Below are 20,790 nucleotides of genomic sequence, written 5' to 3' on the forward strand. Positions count from 1 at the left end.
ACCTTCCAACGCCAATTCAGCCATTGGGGTTGTTGAGAATCTCAGACGCAATCCGCTCTCCCGCGTCCAACGCATGGAGGCACGACGACGCTTTGATGCTCAAATCCGAGCGCCCTCCCACGCCGTGGACCTCGACAGCGAGAAGAACCCAACGGCTTTCACTGAGCCGCCAGATCTCGGAGGTGTAAACGTGCTCTCCCACCGACAAGGTGACCCGTTCTAAATCTTTGCCCGGCTTGGAAGTACCCATGGCCCTCGAACCCTGACTGTTAAAAAGCAGTGTGCACGCGAACGCCGCTGGCCTCAACCAATCCCGTATGTTCCACGCTTGCCCTTCCTGCGACGCGGAAAGTCAGGCTCAGACGACTGCAACCTAGCAATTCATCCCTCACTGGCGGCCGGCAATGTGACTCCGAGCGTCGCTTCGTTCCTGTGTAGCAGACCGCTTGCCTAAATGCTCAGTTCGCCCCTCCTTTGCTAAGTGGCCTAGACAGGGGCCCAACGTAGACCGAGGCAGCCGGCCCACCTGTGAATCGCACAAGGAGATCCATCGCCGTAGCATTCATTGCTTCCGCATCGCCCCGCTGCGCGAAGCCGGCCCAGCCCGCCATCGCGATGCTCTGCAGCTGGCCCTCATTGGCCTCAAACAATCGCATTGGCCACCGCGGCAGCCGGCGTTGCGAGACACGTCCGCGTGCCAACTCAATCAAGTTCAGGTGGCTGCGCGCTTCGGATGCCCTGGCGTATGCAACGCGAAGGCCGTCCGGTGCACCTTCCATGTAGGACAGGAAGCGGGCCCCGTCGTAGAGGGTCACACCAGTCACCCCGGCTTGCCTGTTGAACCGCTCAGCATCGGCCATCAACTCAACCAGTCGGCCAGCGGAGAGGTAGGGGCTGGCCTCGCTCACAAAGACCACCGCACGATTTGGCATGACATGCTCCAATGACTGCTTCAGACCAAAAAAACTGCCGGGTCGTGGAGAGCGACACGCGCTACTCGGCACCCTTTGATTTTGCCTTCCAAGCGCCGGTTTCCAAGTCCTTCCGCAGCACCCAATCCTTAGCGGGAATCTTTGCACCACGGGCGGTCAGGTAGCTCGGCATGGAAAGAATGATCTCACCGTCTTGAACCAGACAATTGGTCGAAAGGACCACGCCATCGCTGAGCTCGACCAAGCACGTGGTTCCCTCGCCCGATTCGGCCTGCTCTCCGTTCAGGGTCGCTGCGGCCCCAGGGTAGATGTGGCTGTGAGTGAATTCCAACCGCATGGCAGGCCCCTATCGACTGTGCCAAATTGCCAACGCCCGTGCTTCCGCTTGTCCGATCTCAACCGCGGGACCTACAGGCAAGTCCGCTACCCCGTCATCGCGGGATGTCATTCATCCGATTGTTGACCAATTCGGCAAGCCGTTCCATTCCCGTTTCAGGCACGAACTTCCCACCGAAGCGCTGGGAGAAGTTAACCCAGTCCGACCTCATCAACCCTTTCATCTCGGCCTCCGACACTGGCAGGAAGAGCAACGCATGCGCAGGGAACCGCAACTGCTGGATGGAGCCCCGCGCCAGCTCAACGATTTCGGTATGCAGGGTGAAGGACTGGGTGTAAACGGAGCTCGCAGCCACCGCACTCGCTGTGCCTTCCAAATACGTTAAAAACCTGCTGCCGTCGAAGCATACAACTGCACGCGAGCCGCACTTGGCATTGAACTCTCGGCCTGCACGCATGACTTCGGGCAAGCGCTCCTCACCGATCTCTTCCACAGCCGCGCTTACGAACACCACCGCACACTTAGACATTACGGGCTACCTTTCACTCGGCACCAGTGCAAGCCGGCCAACGTGGATCAGCTGTGTACAAAACGCAGGCCAGCTTGAATTTCAGTTTTCAGTTGCGCTATTCCTGAACCTTTAAGAGTGCTCCATGGCTAGCCCCGTCCCCGACTCAAGTTGGCTGCAAGAGCGATGACCTCGCTAGGGATCACGGCCCCGAGGTGCGCGAGAACCGCGGCTTTCGTCCCTCTTGTGGCTCCGTGGGCGGCGCGAACTGCGAGCTACGAACGATGGACAGGATCAGTATCCGACAGCGGCAGCGGTGAGAGCAACGCCTGCGCGCCGCCCGTCATTTCGGCCGTCCGGGTAGATGGGCTCACCGCACCACAAACGGCCGATCTGTAAGCGAAACAAACCGAGCGGGTTGTGTAGGGCTTAAATCCTTTGGCGGCCCGCCAGGCTCAGCCGAAGCGATCATTGCTCCGCCGATTCAGGCCCCCGGTGCACGCGAGACAGACGCCAGCCACCGTGCGACTTGAAATAGCCGGTGTCGCCCGTAAACGAATAGCGGACTCCGGCCCAAATCGATGTCGCTACGGAGCTGTGCCAATCGCGAGCCTTCCGGTAGGCGTAGTGAAACGAACGCATCATCTCGCTCTCCTACGGCGCAACCATTCCCGGCAGGACGGCGGCTTGAAGAGCGCGATCACAAGCTGGAGCAGCGCCAGACCAGTTGCGCAGGCCAAGATAACCATAGCAAGACGCAAAAGTAGTTCCATGATGGGATCCTACAGGCCCGCGGGTGGCAGCAAGTCAAGGCGCCCGGGCCATTGGCGCTCAGCAATCTCCTGTTCGCTTGGGGTGAAGATCGCCATAACCGCGTGACAGTGGCGTGAAAGTCGTGTGGCGATCGCAAGTAGCTGGCGCATAGCGAGCTGCCGTCCGGACGCAGGTTGGCCCCCGTGTGCGCAGCCATGACCGCAGCCCCCAACAGGTGCACCTGGGTGCGCCCGTTGTCCTGCCACCCTTTGGGCAGCGATTCAATGGCCACCAAGGCTTCTTGCCCTGACAGGCATTGGATGCAGGTCAGGTAGGACCATTAGGCACACTTCCTCGCGCAAGCGCCTGCCTGCGGGCTTCTCGTCCAATCGCCCCTCGGCACTGTCCAGCAGCACGTGGGCGGCCGCGATGGCGTTGCCTTGCGGCGAGAGCCGGCTCTTCTTCTTGGGGAACAGGCCGCGCATGATCAGGCCTTCTTGCTGGCCTTCTTGGCGACGGCTTTCTTCGCAAGTTTCTTGACGGCCTTCTGGGCGGCCTTCTTCACCGGCTTGCCCGCCTTCTTGGCCACCCTGGCGGGAGCTTTCTTCACCGTCCCATCCGCCGACGGGAACTTCGCTCCGGGGTTGGCCTGAGCCCACGCCTTGCCCTCGGCGGACTTGGCCCATGCGGTGAAGGCCTTGGGGGCCAAGCCGCGACCTGCCCAGGTCTCACCGGTTGAAAGGCGATACTTCGGCGCCACCTTCCCGGGCTTGCGCCCTTCGAGGGGACCCGCGGCAGCCTTGGCGGCACGCGCCGGCTTGGCGTCGATCGTTTCCCCGATGAGCTTGGCCACCTGCCGCCGCTGGGCCGGACTGAGGACCTTCGCATACTTCTGGAGGACCGCCAGGGCTTTGGGCACCTCACCGTCGCGCTTCTCGACCACCTTTTTCTAGGCTTCGAGCTGTTTGCTTTCGGCGTTGAGAGACTTCAGGGTGGTCAGGGCCAAGGGAGGGCTCCATTAGGGAATTCAACGGTTATAGCCGATCCCCCTGAAGTCTTCCATCCTAAGCACCAGCTCTCGACGCCTCTCGCTCCTTGAGCGAACCACGGGTCAAAGAGCCGGCACAAGTGCCACGTAGATCTTCGTTCCCTTCGGCAGGGAGGCACGCACCTTGCCGACCATCTGGCCTTCCTTCAAGTCAAACCAGGGGTCCATGTAACCCCCTGGGACCTTGAGGACGTAATGAAAATCGCGGTAGCGAACTCTGCTGTAGATACACAGGATGGCGCCGTCAGGGACTGGCGAAGAGGGATTCCAGTCGGCAATCAGCTTCGTCCCCCTTTTAAACAGGGCGTTGGCTATCTCGTCGATTTCGAACCCATAGGGCTTCTCCGACACCGACAGTCCCTTCTCCTTCTCCAGCCATCTTTTCGCTCGCGCATACGGAATGGCCATGAGAGAGGCCACGCAGGCGGCTGCGCAGCCCCATGGATCTTCCTGGGAAACCTCTTGGTATCGATGCATCAGCACTGATTCTCAACCGGAAGTCCAGAGCTCAGCGCTCGTCTTTTTCAGCCACGATGGTCCAGACCACGCTGACCACACCGGGCTTCGCTGGATCCAATGAGCTTTGCGGAAACACGGAGACCACCCGCCAACCCTTCGCGTAGAGCTGCGCGACGGTCACCGCCCCGATCGTCTTGCAGCGAAAGACGGTGGCGTCCTCAAAAGGCTTCATGATGCCAGCGGGCGTGTTCTGGCTATCTGCCAAGCACACCTCCCCCTGACCCGCCCAAGCCTGACCACAAACGGCTAGCAGAGCGCCAGCCAACCACATGCTCTTCCTTTGCATATGCATCCCCTGTAGACCGCCGAACTAGGCGGCCTCGACACGTTAAACTATTTGTTGGACATACAGGCGTGCCAATGGCGATTTAGTGGCGAAAAGATGGGTTACGATGCCGGCATGCCGGTGTCCGACCACTTCGCCTTTCCTCTGCTTCGCATCTTTGGCCGTCTAGAGGCCAAGCTGAAGCACCGCCCCAGATTTATCCGCCAAGGGAAACGCGATGCCATGGTGGATTGGTGGGCGGTCAACGCCGTTGTTTCCGCATTGCCCCCCGCCGCGTTCGTGGAGCGGCTGGACGACGACACTCGGGACAAGATTCTTGCCGGAGAACGCGACCGGCCCAAGGTCCAGGTAGTCGTGGAGGTGGAGGGTCTACGGCGGGCGCGTTTCCGCCAGCGCCCCTTGGATCGGCCCGACCACGATCCATCGGATGCCATTGCTTTGGTAGAGGCAGCCCGACGCGTGCGCAACAACCTCTTTCACGGTGGCAAGGAAGATCCGGGTGATCAGCCGTTCGACGGCGATGACGACGAATGGGGGCGCGCCGCCTTGGACGTGGCCAAGATCCTGTTGGATCTGGTGGAACATGGCGCGTTTGGGCCAGCCGAACCTTGAGAACCCGCCGCACTTGCAACCGCGCCGCATACGCCTATGAACCTAACGGAACAGGCCAAGGCATCCGGCCGCGGCATCATCAGTTGAACAAGATGCGCCGATGAGAAATTTGCGGTAAATTTTCCAGATTGGCACCAGGGGAAAATATGGATATTCAAACCGTCGCTGCAATGGCGGTCGCGGCCGTGTTTGGCGGCACTGTCGTATGGGGTATCACCAGCCGACGCCGCCCTGTAGTGAACGAACAGTTGAAAGGACAGTGGGATGCAGTCTCGCTCAAAGCCCAGCTGCACGAAACCAGCCTGAGCCCTCCCGGCCCCTTGCCCTTACCGGCAACCACGTCGTTGATCGTCGAGAATCAGCAGGGTGAAAGAGCCCTCGCTGTGACGCAGCTACCGCTGGCCTTGTTTGACAAAGTCTCCGGCAAGAGCCGCAAGCCCCCCAAAGCGGTCGGCCGCTTGAACGCCCTTCTCCAGGCAGGTCCCACGAGCGCATTGGCCGCCCAAGGGGTTCCAGAAAACGTTTTTGAGGTAGCGATCAACGGTCCTCTGCTCAACGCTAAAGATTCGGCGGGCAATGTCATTGAGGGAACCTACCGGGCGATGACCAACGGCGGAAGCGGTGGCATCAAGGAACATGGGTTGCTGACCAAGGCCGATAGCTTGAGCAACGCTATGAATGCAGCCGCGATTTGGCAGGTCGCTTCCGTCGTAGTCGCCCAAAAGCACTTGGCCGATATCAGTGAAAAACTGGACGGCATCGTGAAGACCATCGGACGAGTGGAGGGCAAGCTGGATGCTCAGCGCCGCGGTGTTTTGATGGGTGCCATGGATACGCTGAGGGAGGTATCCGTGCCCATCTTGCAGGGTGAGCACACCCCTCATAACCGACAGACCCTTGAAGACCAGTATCAAAAGATGATGGACAAGAAGCACGAGATCCATCAATTGCTAAGGGAACGCATCCAAGCCTTGACCGACCTTCAGGACACCCAGACATTTGGCGCCTCAGACTTTCCCCAGAAAATTCGCGAGGAAATGAGCGAGATCGAAACATTGTTCCAAGAGGCCTTGCTTTGCTCTCGCGTCCGATTCCAAGCATGGTCACTGCTAACTGCACTTCCTGGCGAAGCGCTGCTGAAGCAGGAACGGTATCGCACCGTGCAGCATGATTTCGATCAGACCTTTTCACCCCAAGGACTCCGGGAATTGTTCGAGCAGAACATCACTGATCTGATCATGCGCGTTGACTCCAAGATGGTCTTCAAAACAACGCTGGCCACCCACCGGACAGAGCTCACCAAAGAGCTCCGCTCAACCCTTCAAACACTGGATCAAGATATCCGGGCAGAGCGCTCGATCATTGCGCAAGGGGAAGCGCTATTGAGCGATGCGACCCAACCCACCCGTGTTCTCGTCAAAACCCAGGGCACTCGGGTAACTGCGTTCAAGCACCTGCCTGCCAACGGCACGCCAGAGTTGCTGGAGCACGACATGCAACCGTCGGTTTTCCCGGCACACCTGCTACAGACGAGCGCTGCCCCCGTGCTCATTGATAGGCGTTGATCAGCGAACGGTGGACGTCGGTTTCGCCTTGACCTGCCGATCCCGGTAGGTCTCGGTGACGAAGTCCACAAATGCCACGGCAGACGCCACCGCCAAGCGCGCATGCCGGGGCTGCAGCCCACGGTGCTTGCCGTCTTTGCCATGGCCGGTGCCGTAGAGGCGGCGAAGGTTGGCCAGGTTACCGGCGATTTGGTTCAGGTTGCTCAGGATGCGCTTGATGCACTCGGCCCCCTTGGCTTGGTCATCGATCCCTTCGGGCACCAGGTCCAAGCTCTTGGCCAGCTTCTTGGCCAAGTCGTTCATGTCGTCGCTCTTGCCTATCTCCACCCCCATCTTGCCCAGGATGGTCTTGCAGCACGACTCCACCAGCTCCTTGGCGCTGCCGATGGCCAGCTCCGGATCTTTCTCGACCGCGTATTCCATGCGCTGTATCTGCTTGGCGATGGCGCCCGCGTCCAAGGAATCGGCGGCAGACCTTCCCCTCTCAAAGGATCGGTGACCATTGGAGGTCAATGGGCGGGGTTCATACCGGGCCCTTCCTGCGATCCGCTCGACTTCGACCAAGTGCCAACCCGCTTGCCGCAATTGGTCGTTGAGGTGCTCAACGATGGTGGCGGCCTCCTCCCGGTCAGGCCTCACCACCGGGTGGACCATTTCCGCCAGGAACCGTAGGAAGGTATCGGCCGGACCATCCAGCAACGGAAATCGGTCGTCGTCGAAGATCCAGTAATCGTCCCAGTCAAAATTGTTGACCCGGTGCTGGTAGATGTCCCCCGCGGCGTCCTTGTAGCGCGAATCGGTGGATGGCAACCGCCGCAGCTCGTAGATGCGGCTTAGAAACTCGGTGTCGTCCAACGCGCCGAACACGTTCACCTGCTCCAATCGGAGCCCATCAAAGATGTTCCGACGAACGGCACGGGGAATGACAACTGGAGAGGAGGAGCGCCAGTCTTCGTTCTGGCCCACGATGGGAATCAACCGGGCGGCGAACAAGTCGTGGCCATTCGGGGGAATGGCTTCCGTCAATGCCTCGGTGATCTGTTCGCAAACGTCCTTGAGCTTGGGCCGCAAGCGCGCAAACTCCGGCGCTGGCACCTCCAGCAGGACGTTCCAGTAGTTCGTTCCCCCGTTCCAGTTGTCAGAGGTATCGTGCTGGATCACTGCGGTCGCGGTGCGAAGAAGATCTGCCGCGTCGGTGTGCCCGCTCTCTTGGAGCAGCACGTAAGCGGCGCCCAAGCACCGCTCCAACACCTGATCATCGAGAGGGCTCGTCAGCACTATCAGCTCCGGCGAACCAGCATCGCTTGGGCAGGGTCGTAGACGTAGTCGGTGATGCTCCCGTCTTGGATGCGCTTGACGGCCTCGTCAATCACAGGAAGAGGAACCAAGAACCACTCGCGAGGTTTCACGGGGTTGCCGAAACGATCCTCGATCGTCAGATCCAACCTCACGTCTTGGAAAATTCGGTGGAACAGGTTCTCCAGGCGTGCACGATTGAGGTTGGACAGCTTGTAGGTCGCCACCACCTCGACCTTGGCCAGCATGTATGTGGGATCCTTCTCGGCGTTGCCGACGCGGGTCTCGACCCTGCCCCCGGTAATGCCGATCTTGTGAATCAGCTCGCGGTGCTCGACCACGTAGGAATTGTTGGACAGGCTACGCAGGACGTAAATGGTCCCATTGACGATGTCATTGGGCTCTAGGGTGTCTCCAAACAAAGGGCCATGATCATCGTCGGTGATGCGTCGGCCGGTATCGTCCTTGTAGAGCGCCCGCTGCAAGGAGCGCTCGAGCAAATCGCTCTCGGTGCCGTTGGAATAGATCACCCGCAGCCTGGCGTTGGATTCTCCATTGGGTGTGCGCACCGGCTCGCCCACCTCGGCGACGTAAGCCATCTGCCCGCCGAGAATGAAGAAGTTGCCCTTCTCCACGCTGGCGTCGCGGCCAAACCGCAAGGTTTTCCGGAGCCCCGACTTGAGATCCCCTTCCACGCGCTCAAAGAGCGGCACAAAGCGTTCAAAGTCTGCGCAAGGCGTGCGGCTGGCAATGTCTTCCAACGCCTTGCGTTCTTCATAGGACCGAACGTGACGCAACTGGGTGATGTCGTCCTCGGATCCTCCTTCGCTCACACCCAAGTCGGCCAGCAGGGCGTCATCGTCTACCGATTCACCTCGCCCGGTGGCAGCAAGGGTGGGGGCTTCTTGGAGCAGTCCGTGCGTATCCAAGGGCATGAGCAACGGATGCGCATCGGCAAGCGACCGCAGGCGGTCCAGGCGCACGGCGAACAGGCGTTCAAAGATGTCGCGTTCCTCTCCATGCTGCGGAGAACGCCCATGCTCGTCCACGAACCGGAGGATTTCTTCGAAACCGGCGATCAGCCGTTCTTCCTGGGGCGTTCGCGCAGCGGCCTTGATCGGGGCCAGATCTTGCCCCAGTTCGGCCAACAAGGCCTCGTCTTCGTCCCAATCAGCCATGATCGCTACCTCGGGCCTCGGCCGCCTTGCGTTGCTGGACGTGCTTGGCCAAGGCCACCACGCCTTCGGCCATTTTTCGCTCCCAAGGGTCTGGCGAGTTGATGTCGGGGGCGCGCTGCTTTTCTGCCTTGAACGCGCGGGCTCGCAGGGCCAACGCCTTGGCCTCGTCGTAAGGAATGGCCACGCGCTTGGCTGAAATGCTGGCCTGGACCTGACGGAGAATCTTCTCATCCATGGCCTTGGCCAACACCGCGTAGGCGGCATCGAACGGGTTGATCCGGTCGATGAGGTCAATGTTCAAGTCCCGCACGTTGACGAACTTTCGCACCCCGTCGATGAGCGAGGTGTTGCCCTGCTCCCCTTGGGCATCGTCTTCTGCCAGCCGCTGCTTGGCCTGTTGGGTCACGTTGAGCGCGGCGATGGCGTGCTGACGGATGGCCTCTTGATCTTCCGCGGTCAGGTCAGGGTATCGGTCACGCACGATCTTGCCGAGCTGAACCTGGGTCAGGTCTTCGGGCAGGGTGTTTTCCTTGTCGAACAGCCCACGTTCCACCGCCGTCTTGTCTTGAATGAAGGTGGTGACCACCTCGTTCAAATCCTCGCGGCAGATCCGTGCCGCTTCGGGCGAGGTCGGCATGGCCAGCCCCCCAATCTCCACGTGAACTTGGCCGGTGGTCGGATTGACACCCACGTTGGGACCGTCCTCTTGGTAGCCGTCCTCGCCGTAGTCAAAGCCGTCCATCTTGCCGGCATTCTTGGGCGTGAACTCGAACCGCGGGGCCAGGACCTGCTCCATGAGCAAGCTGGCCGCGATGGCCTTCAGGGTGTCGTTGACGGCGTCCACGACCGCGGCCTCGTCGGCAGCGGGTTCGGCGATGAGGTTGGTGAAGCGGGAACGCTCCTTGCCGGGTGCATCGCGGGTGGCGCGGCCGATGATCTGAACGATTTCGGTCAAACTGCTGCGGTAGCCGATGGTCAGCGCGTGTTCGCACCAAATCCAGTCGAACCCTTCCTTGGCCATCCCTAACGCAATGATGATGTCGACGTGGTCTCGGTCGTCCTTGTGCGCCGGATCCTTCAGCGCCGACAGGACCTTGGTGCGCTGTGCAGCGTCGGTGTCGTCCACCAAGTCGGCAACTTTGAGCACGCGTCCGTCGGCCAGCTCGACCTGATGGAACCCCGTGGCCGGGTCCAATCCCTTCCAAGTGCCTAAGCGGGACATGATTTCCTCGACCTCGCGGTGCTTGTCCTTGAGGCTCTCCCGGGCATTGACGTTGGGGATGTGGACGATGGTTTTCAGGCCAGGATCCAGCACCTTCATGATCGCGTCCAGGTAGCGGCCCGTGTAGAAGAAATAGCCGATGTCCAGGGACTTGAGGTAGGTGTAGCCGTTGAGCTGTTCGTAGTAGGTGTAGGTCACCGTTTCAAAGCGTGCCTCGTCCGAGGGCGAGAGCACCGCCACGGTGTCTCCACGGAAGTAGGAACCGGTCATCGCCACCACGTGGACCTGTCCATGCGCGATGAGCTGACCCAGCTGACTGCCCAGCTTGTTGTCCGGGTTGCTGCTGACGTGATGGAACTCATCGATGGCGATCAAACGGTTGTTGAAGGCCTCGATACCGAACTCGTCCACCGCGAAGCGGAAGGTCGCATGGGTGCACACCAGCACCCGATCATCGCTGGATAAAAACTCGCCAACGGCCTTGATCTTGGACTTGGCGACCTTCCCGTTGTCTTCGCCCGGTGCGTTGCACAAATTCCACTGTGGCCGAACCACCCAATCGCTCCAGAACCCGTGCTTGCTCAGCTCTTCGTCGGCAAAGCTGCCCCCGATCGAACGTTCGGGCACCACGATGAGGGCCTGCTTGAGCCCTTGGTTCTCCAGCTTGTCCAACGCAATGAACATCAGGGCTCGTGACTTGCCCGAGGCCGGAGGCGACTTGATGAGCAAAAACTGCTCACCCCGCGAGGCGTAAGCTCGTTCCTGCATGGGCCGCATGCCCAGCGCATTGACCTTGTTCGACTCACCGGTGCGAGCGGCCGTGATGGAGACGGACGGCACGGTGTGCCGATTGGTCGGATTGGTTTCCATGGTCATTTCGCCCTTCCCCCCTTCTTGGGCTTGGCCGGCGTGGCCGTCATCTTGGTGTAGAGATCGAACAACTTTTCCAGCCGCTCAGTGTCGTTTCGGAATCTGCGACCGATGTAGATTCGATCGATCACATCATCGTTCCGTTCATGAGCTTGGCGCAGATCCTCCGGCATTTGATCAGCGACATACAAATCCGCGATGGTGGATGGATAGTGCGCCTCTCTCGCCAGCAAAATCTCTTGGGCACAGGTCATTAGATCTATTCGATTCTGATCCGTTAACAGCGGAACAGGAAAGCTGTTGTAGCAGACGCCCGATGAGTAGCGAAGATCTGATTTCATTCGCCCCGCAGTCAACGACACCCAAGCAAGATGCATTCGAGAACAAATCAGCGACAACACATACAGCGGCGCATCATAGATAGCTTGGGCAGCGTCGGATATCACAACATCATTACCCAGCAGGCCAACCGGAATGTGCGGCCGCTTTTCCGATGAAACGCGCGGAACAATTATCGAAGTGGCCTTAGCCGTGATCGTGCGCTCAAAGCGATGTGGCGTATCAACCCCTAATTTGCCCCGCTCGCTACCACCCTCTCTATAGGCGACAATCGCGTCCAACCGTTTCTTGATGAATGGGATCGAGTTCGCCAAAGCCGCCTTATCGTCATCGATCCAAAGGCAATAACGCTCAATCCCATTGATGAACTCCATGGAGCCAAGAATTTTCCTTACGAGAACCGCAGCCTCCGGATGACCTTGGAGCAACTCTTCCTTTTCATTAGAACTAAGCATGAAGTTACCAAGATCCCGAGGAATATTTCCCGCAACCATCTCAGGCAGGCCTGAAATAGACTGCGAGTGCTTTTCCACGATGACATTTGGGCCATTCACCAAATAAGCATTGATATTCCCAACGACCTGCCGCTGAGAATCCCTGTAAATGTATTTGTCACCAACCCTCCCACTCGAAACCCCAACAACCACACAAATTACGTTCGCGTTGTTGCTTGCATTATTGGACCAATAAAAGTCCTTATGGGCGAAAAATATTTCCTGACCCCTAGCAAAAATTTGAGGCCAAATGATGGGAACCTGAACCCCCTGGCAAATTGAATTCGTTGATACGAACGCAAATGCCCCGCCCCTTTCGATATATTGAGATGCTTTCCAGAACCATCCGGCAATGTAGTCCATTGCTTTGTGTTTGCTCCTAGGCCCTAGCACAGATTTCAAATCAGCCTTTTGAGAGTCTGTCTGGAACTTATCTCCCACATACGGTGGATTTCCGCAAATGTAGGTTTCTCCCCCCTCGTTTTCAAAGTCGATTTCGGACTGATCTGCGGGAGCAGTGAACAAGTCGTCGCCCTGGAGGTTGACCTCGGTTCCTGTCGGCGGACAAACGGAGAGCCAATCGATGCGCAAGGCGTTGCCGCAGGTGATCCAGTTCTTGCTGTCGAGCGGAAGGACGGTAGCCAACGCCTGCTGCTGCCCGCGGTAAAGCACGTCGCACTGAAACTCGGCGATGATGAGCGCCAGCCGGGCAATCTCGGCGGGGAAGTCGTTGAGTTCAATGCCACGGAAATTGTTGATCGGGATCTCGGACTTCCGATCCTCCTCGCCGCGCCGCCGGTTGATCTCCGCCTCAATCTTGCGCATTTCCTTGTAGGCGATAACCAGGAAATTGCCGGACCCGCACGCCGGATCGAACACACGGATGTGCGCCATCCGCTTGCGCAGGTTGAGCAGCTTGGCCTTGTTGTCCTCCGCGGATTCCAGATGCGATCTCAGGTCATCCAAGAAGAGCGGGTTCAGCACCTTCAGAATGTTCGGCACGCTGGTGTAGTGCATGCCCAACGATCCGCGCTCCTCCTTGTCGGCCACCGCCTGAATCATGGACCCAAAGATGTCTGGGTTGATCTGGCGCCAGTTCAGTTCACCGATCCGGAGCAGATACGAGCGTGCAGCCCGGGTGAACCGCGGAACTTCTGTGCTGCCTGAGAACAACCCGCCATTGACATAGGGAAATGCCAGCGCCCAACCATGAAGGCCCGCGCTGGGACGATCATCGGATTTCAAGTTCATCGCCGTGAACAGCGTTCCGAGCACGGCGTCCGTGTTCGATCCGTCAGGAGCCGACATCCGGTCCACGGTGCGCGTGAACAAGCTATCGCCGTGGAAAATGTCCGTGTCCTCGGCGAAGAAGCAGAAGATCAGTCGGGCCATGAAGTGATTCATGTCCGATCGCCGCTCGTCGGTGTCCCAGTCCGGGTTGTGGGTCAGCAGCTCCACGTAAAGCTTGTTCAGACGGCCCGTCGCCCGGACATCGATCGGGTTTTCCTTGATCTCCTGAACGGTGGTGATGCCAGCGAAGGGCAGGAAATAGCCAAAGTGCTCGGCCAGCTCGGCATAGGGGCATGCCAAAGGCTCCCCTGTGGCCAGATACTCCGCCTCAAGGGATTCACCGTCGGTGGCAAGGACGAGCTTGATCCGATACGTCGAGTTCTTGGCGCTGGCCTTCAACGCTTCGAACGTCTCACGCACCTTTCCTCGTTCGCACACTGCCAAGTGGATGTGGTTGCGTTGAAGAATGGCCCCTGGAACGTCGGAAAGATTCGTCCCGCCGGACCCGACTTTTCTCAGGCGCTTGAGGGTGACCTCGTTGTTGCCAAACGCCGCCAAGAACTGGAAGGGGAACTCTGCAGAATCAAAGGGAGCCTGGGCCAGCTCGTAGATGGCCTCTTCGATTTCCACCGCGTTCATACGGCCAAGATCCACGACGAAGCCCCGCCGTGACAGGCGCGGCGGAAGGGAGGATGGGAGCAGTCTACGTGGCGTTGAAGCAATGACATCCGGCAACTCTCAAAAGACAGGTCCCAAGTATCGTTCAGCCCCATGGTAGAGGGCCACTTTCGCGGCACCTGCGACGTAGCAAGCCTTTGTTTCCAAAGGCCCTCCCCATCAGCGGCAAGCCACCTCGGCCACCGTTTGCGCAGCCCCAAGGTCCGCGGGCAGCTGGGCCTTGCAGACCCCTTCCACGTCCACCGTCAGGCCGGGTCGCGGCTGCTCCAGGTAGAGCACCCCGTCGTAACCCACCTGGGTGGTCTCGGTCGCCGTCTTGGCCACCGTGCCCGCTTCGATGGCCGGGCCAGTGAGGCGGAAGGTTCGTGCGGTCTCGGTCAGGACTGGGAAGGTGAGGTGCATGCCGGCTTGGCGGCCAGCGGTGGCGGTTTGCTCGATCTCGGCCAACTGGGTGCCCAGTGGCAGCGCCCGATCGTCTACGCGGACCTCGGTGGGCACCATTGGGGTCACCTCGCCCACCACCAGGCGGCCCTGGGCGTTGGTCTTCCCCACCAATCGGCCGCCCACCCTCACCGGCATCCCGGCTTGGCCGGGCACGTCCACCACGGCGAAGGATTCGGCCGGACCTAGGGACGTCACGCCCTGGCGGTCCAGGTGAACGGCACCGGCCATCGAACCGGAAGTCCAGGTGCCGCTGGGCCCGTGCTCGGCGTTGATCTGAGCCCACCCTGCCCGGGTGGTCCAGTTGGCGTTGGCCCGGGCCGTCTGGCCAGCCGCTCCCTCGTCTACCGACAAGGACAAGCCCACCGGGGTTCCAAAGATCGTGGGGCGGGCGCGTCCTTGGACGGCCCAGGCCGTGGCATCCGGGGCTTGCCGGGCCCTAACGCTCACGCCCTTGCCCCGGCCGAAATCGTAGCTGTAGCCCAACTCCACCCGGGTTTCCTTGCGCTCCAGATCGCGCAACGCGGAGACGGCCACGGTGTGCCCGTAGCCACGCCAAGTCAGCCCGGCGTCGGCGTAAGCAGTGCGAAAGCGCGGCGTGCGCACGTCCGAATAGCTGGCCCGAAGGGACCACTGCGGCGTGGGCCCCCAGAACACCGAGCCTCGGGTGCGCTGCTCCACCTCCACCGCACTGGGGGCGCGCAGGCGCCAGTAGTCCTGTTGGCGCTCGTGCTCCAGGCGCACGCCAAACCTCGGGCCGCGGTAGTCGTAGGCCACGGCCTGCCGTTGGCCGCCTTGCGTGGAAGTGCCCAATTCCATATCGAACGTGCCGTAGGTGCCAAGCATCGTCGTGGCCCCCAACGCCACGTTGGCCTTCCCATCCGTTGAGGTTTGGGCGGTGCCGCGCAAGGTCCACCGGTCGTTGAGGCCCCACGCCACCGACCCGGTCGCGCCCAACGTCCCGTAATCGCTCTCTCCTTGGCGCACCCGGCCGGCCGCGACCTCCCAGGTGGTGAGCCCTTGGCGGAGCAACGTGGGGGCGACGTAGAAGCGCTGATCGCTCACCACCGTTTCGCGGCCGTAAGGGTCTCGCACGACCACTTGGGTTTGCTGTGCACCGGTGCCCAAGGCGCTGCCATCGGCGGTGAACGGCCCTTTCCCCACCCGGCCTTGCAGCACGCGGGCGCGGTTGGCTAGGACTTCGACCGTGGCCGGATCGAACGCCACGCCGCCGAGCATCGGGACCGGATACGTGGGCGTCAACGGGTCCAACGCCCGCGGGTCCTTGGCCACGCGCACCCCACCCAGGTTGACCGGCGAGGACGACGGACCAGCGAACACATCGCCGGCTTGGTAGGTCACCAAGCGGTTGGGATCGTCTTTCTGCCAGCGCGTCACGCCGCGAACGTAGCCGGTGCCGGCCGTGTCTGTGTTGACCTGCCCGCTGGTGCTGACAACGCCCCAACGCCCCGCCTTGCGGACCTCGTGGCCCAAGGAGAGCGCCTGCTGTTGCACGGACACCATGCCCGCCAGGCTGTAGTTCAGCAGCACCCCGGGAGCGGGTGGCGCGATGGGTCCGCGCTCGGTGCGATCACGGGCCACGCGTTGGGCCTTGAGCCGATCGGCCGGCAGATCCAGGGCGACCGTGGCGGTGGCCTCGTCCACAACAAAGCCCACAGCCAACGCTTGGGCGCTCATCGGCTCCGTTTGACCCGGGGGAAGTTGGAGCCCGACCTCGCGCCACGTGGCCGGCTCGGCGAACCACTGACTGCCTTGCCGCCAGAACGTGAGCGGATCCGCCTTGGCCTTTCCGCCGATGACCGGCACCAGGAACGCGGGCGCCACGCCGTCGGGCACCGCAGCGCTGGCCGACGATGCAGCCAGCAACAACAACGCCAAGGCTTGGCCACGCATCGATCACCGCCCCACAGGGACGGTGACGGGCTGGCCGTTGATGGTGATCGAAAGCACCTCGGCGCGCTGGCCAGGCTGGGTCTCGTAGGTCATCGAAGCCCCCGGCAGCGTCCAACCCAACGCACCCTAGCGCCATGGCTTCGCACCGGCCGGGCCGATGGACGACACGCGGGCGGCGGTCTGGCCGTGATTGATCAGGCGGTAGCCCTTGGCCACCGCTTGGACGGTCACCTGGGGGATGGGTGCGTTGGTGGCTTCAAAGGCCACGGGCAAGTCCTGGTTGACCAGCAACTGGACGCCTTGGACGTTGGGGTCCTTGAGCTGCATCAGCAGCACGCGGTAGTAGCGCCGCTCGCCCAGTGCGCCCACCCGCATCAACCGGGCGGTGCGCTTGGATTGGGGCGGGACGTCCACGAAGGTGGGCGCCCCCACGATCTCCGTAGTGGGTGAAAACACGTTCTGCCCCGTGGCCTGATTCCACCCCACGGCTTTCACTTGGTAACGCACCGAGGCGTCCCCGCTGTTGTGCAGCGTCACGGCGACGTGCTTGGCCGAGGTATCGGCCATCAGGGTGGTGGGGCCAACGGAGATGGAACCGGCGGACGCCGAAAAGGACAACAAGGACGCGGCGGCCACGGACAAAAAACGTTGGGATTGGGTCATGGGGTCTCCTTTTGGGGGTGTCTCCATTCAAGCTAGATCGGAATACCATTCCGTCAACCCATACCTACTCATCTTTTCGGCAACAAAAAGCCCCCAGGGCAAACCGGGGGCTTAGGGACAACGGAGGGGATCAGTTGTAAGTGGCGGTGACGGTGACCGTGTCGGTGTAGTTGCCGCCCACGGCCTGCTTGAGAGCCAGGAAGCGCACCGCGTAGTTGTAACTTTGGACGGTGCCGTCGCCAACGCCGGTGAACGCGTCGGTGTCATCCCCCCAGACTTGGCTTCCCTGCGGGTCCTTGAAGAAGCCGTAGGGGATGTAAGCCCCGGCGCCGTTGGTCACAGCCCGGTAGGTCTCATACCCGGAAAGCAGGCCGAAGTTCTGCCCCTGGCCCGGCGAAATGGAGTAAGTCGTGCCCGCGTTGCACACGATGCTCAGCCCGGAGGTGCGTGCAGCAGCTTCAGAGATGCCCGACCAGTCCATGCCTTCGATGGAGGTCACGGACAGCTGGCAGGTGTTGGTCAAGGTGCCCTGAATCGTCAGGTCCGCGGTGGTGTCGGCGGCGAAGGCGGGCACCGCCAGCGAGGCCAGGGCCATGGGCAGCAGGGCGCGAAGGAAGGTCTTGCGTGTCATGGGTATCGTCTCCTTGAGAGGGGTTGAGTGGGGATGAGTAGCCCCCAAAAGGGCCATCCCCTTACCGATACCTCGAATCTGAAAACGCGCAAGGGGGCCATTGAGCCAGCGGTCAGAGCCTGGGTCGTTTGCCACCTGCGGTGGCTGACTGTTCCCATACCCGATCCAGCTCACGCGCCCGGTGCTGAGCCATTGCCTCCTTAATCATGCGCTGAAGGACGAACGCAAAAGCGTCAGTCACAAAAACGCCCACCCCGATCCCATAGTTATCCGGCAGGCTGGAAATCTCTCTTATCGATGGCTGGTAAATGACCTCATCGAGCTCAGGAGGCAACGGGTCCACGAACGTGTCAATGAACGCGCTCACCTCGGTTTCGGCTGCTTTACAGAGGTCAGCGTCAGTGAGCAGCGCCCGCAAGTCGGCAAGCGTGGGAAGCCACACCGTATTGAAGAGCGGGCTACCCACCGTGGGACTGATGAAATGAATGCCGTGAAGCACGGTTGCCCTCTCACTCTTTCCGAGCTCTCCATCTCCCCAATGTCCGTTCATCCGAGGGGTCAAGTTACCCATCACAACCGCTGGTTGTTTGGCCTGGGAGGGATTCAGTCCTCGTTCGATCATCGCGGCTTCGTTGGTTGTGACGGTTGGGCTCATGTGACACCTCTTGACTTGGTCGGCGGAATTGCCCCCATGAATTCAAAGTAGATCGCCACTGGATTTCGTCCACACCATGAGTGGACAAAGCTTTTTCTAAATACAAGAAGTGCGAAGCAAAGGCCGCAGTTTCTACTGGTTTTGGCGCCGAAGGCGTTGTGCTTTCCATCCATGCGGATGCTTTTTCCGGTGCCGGCGCGCAGTGGCGGAGGCGGCTTCCGGCATAGGCTTTTTTCGCCCAAGGGGCGGTCACACCCACCCCCGCGAAGCCATCGACACGTGCGAGGTGCCCGCGATCACCAGGTGATCCAGCACTCGGATGTCGAGAAGGGCAAGAGCCTGTTTGAGGCGGTCGGTGATGGCGCGGTCGGCCGCGCTGGGCTCGGGGTTTCCGCTGGGGTGATTGTGAAAAAAGATGACCGCGGCAGCGTTGTGGACCAGCGCCTTCTTGGCGACGATGCGGGGATGGACTTCGCACCCGTCGATGGTGCCTTGAAAGAGGTGTTCGGTGGCCAGGATGCGGTGGCGGGTGTCTAGGAACACCGTGCCAAACACTTCGTGATCCAGGTGCGCGCAGCGGGCAGTGAGGTAGCTGCTGGCGCTGGCAGGGTCGGTGATGGCCCCTTGGCGGTGGAGGCGACGCTCCAGGATGTGCGAGGCGGCCAGGAGGATGCCCTCTTCGTCCATGACCAGCTGGTATTGGGCCCGCATGTCGTTGGCTCGCTTCATTTGCTTTCTCCACCGGCGCGGGATGCGCCTCGTGGGGACCGGTGGGCGAAGCGTTGGACGAATCCGCACCCGGGAGAGAGCACCGTCAGGCGCGCAGCGAAGGGCCGGAACAGCGTGAAGGAGGCCTGCCCTTGCGGCTGCGTCAGCGGAGCCAGGATCCCCGTCAAAGAGGCCACTGTCCGGTTGGGGATTGCAATCAAGGCGAGCAATCAGCGTTCAAAAAACGTGCCTGGATGCAAACGATCCGATACATTGAGTGATCAAGGACCGCAAACAGGGGACACAGGAATGTTCGGCAAGTTCAAAAAGCAGGCAAGCAAGCCTATGACCGGGGCGGAGCTGGCGGAAGAAGGCCTTCGGCAGGTGGCCATCGCCGCCAAGAACGGGGACATCGATTTCCAGCGCGGGCGGGTTCACGAAGACATCTTTGCGCACGCTGATCAACCTGCTGGAATGATGAGGCTGACTTACGTCATGATCAGCCCCACCGTCGAGAACGAAGTTATCGCCCGCTGCGTCATGCTGCTCGATCGCGTCGAAGCAAACACGCCGGTGTTTCAGATGGACTGGGCGGTTCTGGAAAGCTACAGAGGGCAAGGCTTTGGCATCGCCGTGGCATTGAAGTCATTGATGGAATTCACCAACGGCATGCAGGGCAAGCTTAAGAGTGGATACGTCATTGAGGCGGTGGTTGACGAAGGCAACGACGCGTCGCTGAAGATCGCCCGCAAGATTTTGGGTGGAGAGAAGGTCCTACCGAATCCTGCCATTGGAAAGAACACGCACAGTTTTCTTCGCGTTTTTCCTGCATAACAAGCGCACCGCCAAAGGCTTGGGCAAGACACCGCTTCAAGCCCCATAGGGCGGTCATCGCATCCCCTGCCGTGGGGCGTCCTTGGGCGCCTCCAGGGGAACCTCGACAACGTCGTCTGACGCACGCCACACCTTCCCTCCGCGCACCATGCCGGGGCCCCTGGAACGTGCGATGGCGACCTCTTTGGCGGTTGGTGGGTTCCATGACCGATGTTCGTCCAGGTAGCGCTCCAGGGACGGCCTCAACGGCCGACCGATGTTGGGCAAGGGCAATGCCCGATCATGGCGTTCGTCTTGCTGACGGGCATAGGCGACTTGCTCGGGCTCCCCAAACGCCTCTCGGTGGGCATCGAGCATGCGATCAATGGCGTCCACGTCCCCGCGGGCGTGGAGCGATTCGGTGTAAAGCGCTTGAAGCAACGAATCACGCTCTTGATGAGCTTCCTCGCCCGTGACTTCGCCCTGAAACAGCCCATCGTGGCGAGGGCGGGCGTCGACGGCGTCTGGGCGGAACCGCCCGTGACTGGTCCTCATGCTCGCCTCCGGGCCAGCCCGCTGCCCTGAAGCAGCCCACACGTCATCGAATAGACGACAAGCGCCAGCGTGGATGACAGGTATAGGTTGGAAGGATCCAACCAGACTTGGCTCACCACATGCTGTAGCTGGTAAGCCAGCAGTGCCAGGCACGCGTAGAACACGGCCAAATGCCACACCAACGCAACCACGGATGGGACGTCTTCCCGGCCGGCTTGGAACGCCTCCCAGCCCCTGCGTGCGCTGCGGGCTTTGGAGGCGCACAGCCACGCGATCCCGAAAGTGACCGCGGAGAGGACGAGCTCAGACAGCACGACCACCAGAAAAAGGGTCATGGCATCCTCCTCTGGTTTGGGAGCAGACCATGGGCCTGCAGATAAGCGTGGACCGCCTGCCGGGTCACGCCCAGGCGCTTGGCAATTGCAGGGCCGTTGTTCCCCTGCTCCAGGAGGCGCACCACCAGGGCGTGCTGATTAGCCAGTG

Annotated in this window: 22 protein-coding genes; 3 read left to right on the forward strand and 19 right to left on the reverse strand. The window is 60.9% G+C overall.

The window, feature by feature from the left end; all coding sequences use genetic code 11:
- Positions 1 to 16 precede the first annotated feature (16 nt).
- The 8 genes from AC5P98_RS12175 to AC5P98_RS12210 all read right to left on the reverse strand — a co-directional run bounded on the left by AC5P98_RS12175 (position 17) and on the right by AC5P98_RS12210 (position 4,302).
- Positions 17 to 250 carry a hypothetical protein gene (locus AC5P98_RS12175; RefSeq protein WP_071227533.1) on the reverse strand — a complete coding sequence of 78 codons (234 nt, stop codon included), beginning with the start codon at positions 248 to 250 and terminating at the stop codon, positions 17 to 19.
- 208 nt (positions 251 to 458) lie between these two features.
- On the reverse strand, positions 459 to 932 hold the full coding sequence (locus tag AC5P98_RS12180; RefSeq protein WP_049396662.1) for a BLUF domain-containing protein: 474 nt from the start codon (positions 930 to 932) through the stop codon (positions 459 to 461).
- Between the two features lie 61 nt (positions 933 to 993).
- Entirely contained in the window at positions 994 to 1,176 is a 183-nt protein-coding gene (locus AC5P98_RS12185) for a hypothetical protein (protein WP_138927470.1), read from the reverse strand.
- A gap of 187 nt (positions 1,177 to 1,363) precedes the next feature.
- Entirely contained in the window at positions 1,364 to 1,798 is a 435-nt protein-coding gene (locus tag AC5P98_RS12190; protein WP_049396666.1) for a BLUF domain-containing protein, read from the reverse strand.
- Between the two features lie 1,013 nt (positions 1,799 to 2,811).
- On the reverse strand, positions 2,812 to 3,015 hold the full coding sequence (locus AC5P98_RS12195) for a hypothetical protein (RefSeq protein ID WP_088470568.1): 204 nt from the start codon (positions 3,013 to 3,015) through the stop codon (positions 2,812 to 2,814).
- Positions 3,016 to 3,017: 2 nt separating this feature from the next.
- Positions 3,018 to 3,473, reverse strand: coding sequence for an H-NS family nucleoid-associated regulatory protein (locus AC5P98_RS12200; protein ID WP_229302643.1), 456 nt, complete (start codon positions 3,471 to 3,473; stop codon positions 3,018 to 3,020).
- Between the two features lie 168 nt (positions 3,474 to 3,641).
- On the reverse strand, positions 3,642 to 4,055 hold the full coding sequence (locus AC5P98_RS12205) for a hypothetical protein (RefSeq protein WP_049396668.1): 414 nt from the start codon (positions 4,053 to 4,055) through the stop codon (positions 3,642 to 3,644).
- Positions 4,056 to 4,086: 31 nt separating this feature from the next.
- On the reverse strand, positions 4,087 to 4,302 hold the full coding sequence (locus AC5P98_RS12210; protein WP_134950994.1) for a hypothetical protein: 216 nt from the start codon (positions 4,300 to 4,302) through the stop codon (positions 4,087 to 4,089).
- 195 nt (positions 4,303 to 4,497) lie between these two features.
- Here AC5P98_RS12210 and AC5P98_RS12215 point away from each other — a divergent pair, with 195 nt between their 5' ends.
- Positions 4,498 to 4,995, forward strand: coding sequence for a hypothetical protein (locus tag AC5P98_RS12215; RefSeq protein WP_065427649.1), 498 nt, complete (start codon positions 4,498 to 4,500; stop codon positions 4,993 to 4,995).
- 146 nt (positions 4,996 to 5,141) lie between these two features.
- Positions 5,142 to 6,560 carry a hypothetical protein gene (locus tag AC5P98_RS12220; protein WP_088470567.1) on the forward strand — a complete coding sequence of 473 codons (1,419 nt, stop codon included), beginning with the start codon at positions 5,142 to 5,144 and terminating at the stop codon, positions 6,558 to 6,560.
- Here the strand turns inward: AC5P98_RS12220 and AC5P98_RS12225 are convergent, their stop codons facing one another.
- The 9 genes from AC5P98_RS12225 to AC5P98_RS12265 form a co-directional block, all read right to left on the reverse strand.
- Complete coding sequence (locus AC5P98_RS12225; RefSeq protein WP_229302642.1) at positions 6,561 to 7,796, reverse strand: abortive infection family protein; 1,236 nt, start codon at positions 7,794 to 7,796, stop codon at positions 6,561 to 6,563.
- A gap of 44 nt (positions 7,797 to 7,840) precedes the next feature.
- Positions 7,841 to 9,034, reverse strand: coding sequence for a GIY-YIG nuclease family protein (locus AC5P98_RS12230; RefSeq protein WP_049396673.1), 1,194 nt, complete (start codon positions 9,032 to 9,034; stop codon positions 7,841 to 7,843).
- The gene (locus tag AC5P98_RS12235; RefSeq protein ID WP_495230045.1) at positions 9,027 to 11,132 is read right to left on the reverse strand and encodes a DEAD/DEAH box helicase; all 2,106 of its coding nucleotides are present in this window, start codon (positions 11,130 to 11,132) and stop codon (positions 9,027 to 9,029) included. The genes AC5P98_RS12230 and AC5P98_RS12235 overlap by 8 nt, the downstream gene beginning before the upstream one ends.
- A complete protein-coding gene (locus tag AC5P98_RS12240) occupies positions 11,129 to 13,888 on the reverse strand; it encodes a DNA methyltransferase (RefSeq protein ID WP_049396677.1) in 2,760 nt (919 codons plus the stop codon). Before AC5P98_RS12240 ends, AC5P98_RS12235 begins: the two co-directional genes overlap by 4 nt.
- Before the next feature lie 198 nt (positions 13,889 to 14,086).
- The gene (locus AC5P98_RS12245) at positions 14,087 to 16,282 is read right to left on the reverse strand and encodes a fimbria/pilus outer membrane usher protein (RefSeq protein ID WP_049396678.1); all 2,196 of its coding nucleotides are present in this window, start codon (positions 16,280 to 16,282) and stop codon (positions 14,087 to 14,089) included.
- 126 nt (positions 16,283 to 16,408) lie between these two features.
- Positions 16,409 to 16,945 (reverse strand): fimbrial biogenesis chaperone, encoded by a 537-nt coding sequence (locus AC5P98_RS12250; RefSeq protein ID WP_495230046.1) that lies wholly within the window; start codon positions 16,943 to 16,945, stop codon positions 16,409 to 16,411.
- Between the two features lie 130 nt (positions 16,946 to 17,075).
- A complete protein-coding gene (locus AC5P98_RS12255; RefSeq protein WP_049396683.1) occupies positions 17,076 to 17,576 on the reverse strand; it encodes a Csu type fimbrial protein in 501 nt (166 codons plus the stop codon).
- Positions 17,577 to 17,688: 112 nt separating this feature from the next.
- Positions 17,689 to 18,231, reverse strand: coding sequence for a hypothetical protein (locus AC5P98_RS12260; protein ID WP_152905465.1), 543 nt, complete (start codon positions 18,229 to 18,231; stop codon positions 17,689 to 17,691).
- A 249-nt stretch (positions 18,232 to 18,480) separates the two neighbouring features.
- The gene (locus AC5P98_RS12265) at positions 18,481 to 18,960 is read right to left on the reverse strand and encodes a JAB domain-containing protein (RefSeq protein WP_049396685.1); all 480 of its coding nucleotides are present in this window, start codon (positions 18,958 to 18,960) and stop codon (positions 18,481 to 18,483) included.
- 288 nt (positions 18,961 to 19,248) lie between these two features.
- Between AC5P98_RS12265 and AC5P98_RS12270 the strand changes: the two genes are divergently transcribed.
- Complete coding sequence (locus AC5P98_RS12270) at positions 19,249 to 19,773, forward strand: GNAT family N-acetyltransferase (RefSeq protein WP_088475505.1); 525 nt, start codon at positions 19,249 to 19,251, stop codon at positions 19,771 to 19,773.
- Between the two features lie 54 nt (positions 19,774 to 19,827).
- Here the strand turns inward: AC5P98_RS12270 and AC5P98_RS12275 are convergent, their stop codons facing one another.
- Complete coding sequence (locus AC5P98_RS12275) at positions 19,828 to 20,307, reverse strand: hypothetical protein (protein WP_049396688.1); 480 nt, start codon at positions 20,305 to 20,307, stop codon at positions 19,828 to 19,830.
- Positions 20,304 to 20,642, reverse strand: coding sequence for a hypothetical protein (locus tag AC5P98_RS12280; RefSeq protein ID WP_049396690.1), 339 nt, complete (start codon positions 20,640 to 20,642; stop codon positions 20,304 to 20,306). Before AC5P98_RS12280 ends, AC5P98_RS12275 begins: the two co-directional genes overlap by 4 nt.
- Positions 20,643 to 20,790: the final 148 nt, after the last annotated feature.

This window comes from Stenotrophomonas sp. YJH_SMC_135 (genome assembly GCF_059372355.1).

Bases quoted from the DNA above. Each gene is read 5' to 3' on its own strand.
- AC5P98_RS12230 (WP_049396673.1), bottom strand. From the start codon at position 9,034: ATGGCTGATTGGGACGAAGACGAGGCCTTGTTGGCCGAACTGGGGCAA.
- AC5P98_RS12260 (WP_152905465.1), bottom strand. From the start codon at position 18,231: ATGAGCCCAACCGTCACAACCAACGAAGCCGCGATGATCGAACGAGGA.
- AC5P98_RS12275 (WP_049396688.1), bottom strand. From the start codon at position 20,307: ATGAGGACCAGTCACGGGCGGTTCCGCCCAGACGCCGTCGACGCCCGC.
- AC5P98_RS12220 (WP_088470567.1), top strand. From the start codon at position 5,142: ATGGATATTCAAACCGTCGCTGCAATGGCGGTCGCGGCCGTGTTTGGC.
- AC5P98_RS12280 (WP_049396690.1), bottom strand. From the start codon at position 20,642: ATGACCCTTTTTCTGGTGGTCGTGCTGTCTGAGCTCGTCCTCTCCGCG.
- AC5P98_RS12240 (WP_049396677.1), bottom strand. From the start codon at position 13,888: ATGAACGCGGTGGAAATCGAAGAGGCCATCTACGAGCTGGCCCAGGCT.
- AC5P98_RS12175 (WP_071227533.1), bottom strand. From the start codon at position 250: ATGGGTACTTCCAAGCCGGGCAAAGATTTAGAACGGGTCACCTTGTCG.
- AC5P98_RS12250 (WP_495230046.1), bottom strand. From the start codon at position 16,945: ATGACCCAATCCCAACGTTTTTTGTCCGTGGCCGCCGCGTCCTTGTTG.
- AC5P98_RS12195 (WP_088470568.1), bottom strand. From the start codon at position 3,015: ATGCGCGGCCTGTTCCCCAAGAAGAAGAGCCGGCTCTCGCCGCAAGGC.
- AC5P98_RS12190 (WP_049396666.1), bottom strand. From the start codon at position 1,798: ATGTCTAAGTGTGCGGTGGTGTTCGTAAGCGCGGCTGTGGAAGAGATC.
- AC5P98_RS12270 (WP_088475505.1), top strand. From the start codon at position 19,249: ATGTTCGGCAAGTTCAAAAAGCAGGCAAGCAAGCCTATGACCGGGGCG.
- AC5P98_RS12255 (WP_049396683.1), bottom strand. From the start codon at position 17,576: ATGACACGCAAGACCTTCCTTCGCGCCCTGCTGCCCATGGCCCTGGCC.
- AC5P98_RS12265 (WP_049396685.1), bottom strand. From the start codon at position 18,960: ATGAAGCGAGCCAACGACATGCGGGCCCAATACCAGCTGGTCATGGAC.
- AC5P98_RS12215 (WP_065427649.1), top strand. From the start codon at position 4,498: ATGCCGGTGTCCGACCACTTCGCCTTTCCTCTGCTTCGCATCTTTGGC.
- AC5P98_RS12245 (WP_049396678.1), bottom strand. From the start codon at position 16,282: ATGCGTGGCCAAGCCTTGGCGTTGTTGTTGCTGGCTGCATCGTCGGCC.
- AC5P98_RS12205 (WP_049396668.1), bottom strand. From the start codon at position 4,055: ATGCATCGATACCAAGAGGTTTCCCAGGAAGATCCATGGGGCTGCGCA.
- AC5P98_RS12180 (WP_049396662.1), bottom strand. From the start codon at position 932: ATGCCAAATCGTGCGGTGGTCTTTGTGAGCGAGGCCAGCCCCTACCTC.
- AC5P98_RS12235 (WP_495230045.1), bottom strand. From the start codon at position 11,132: ATGACCATGGAAACCAATCCGACCAATCGGCACACCGTGCCGTCCGTC.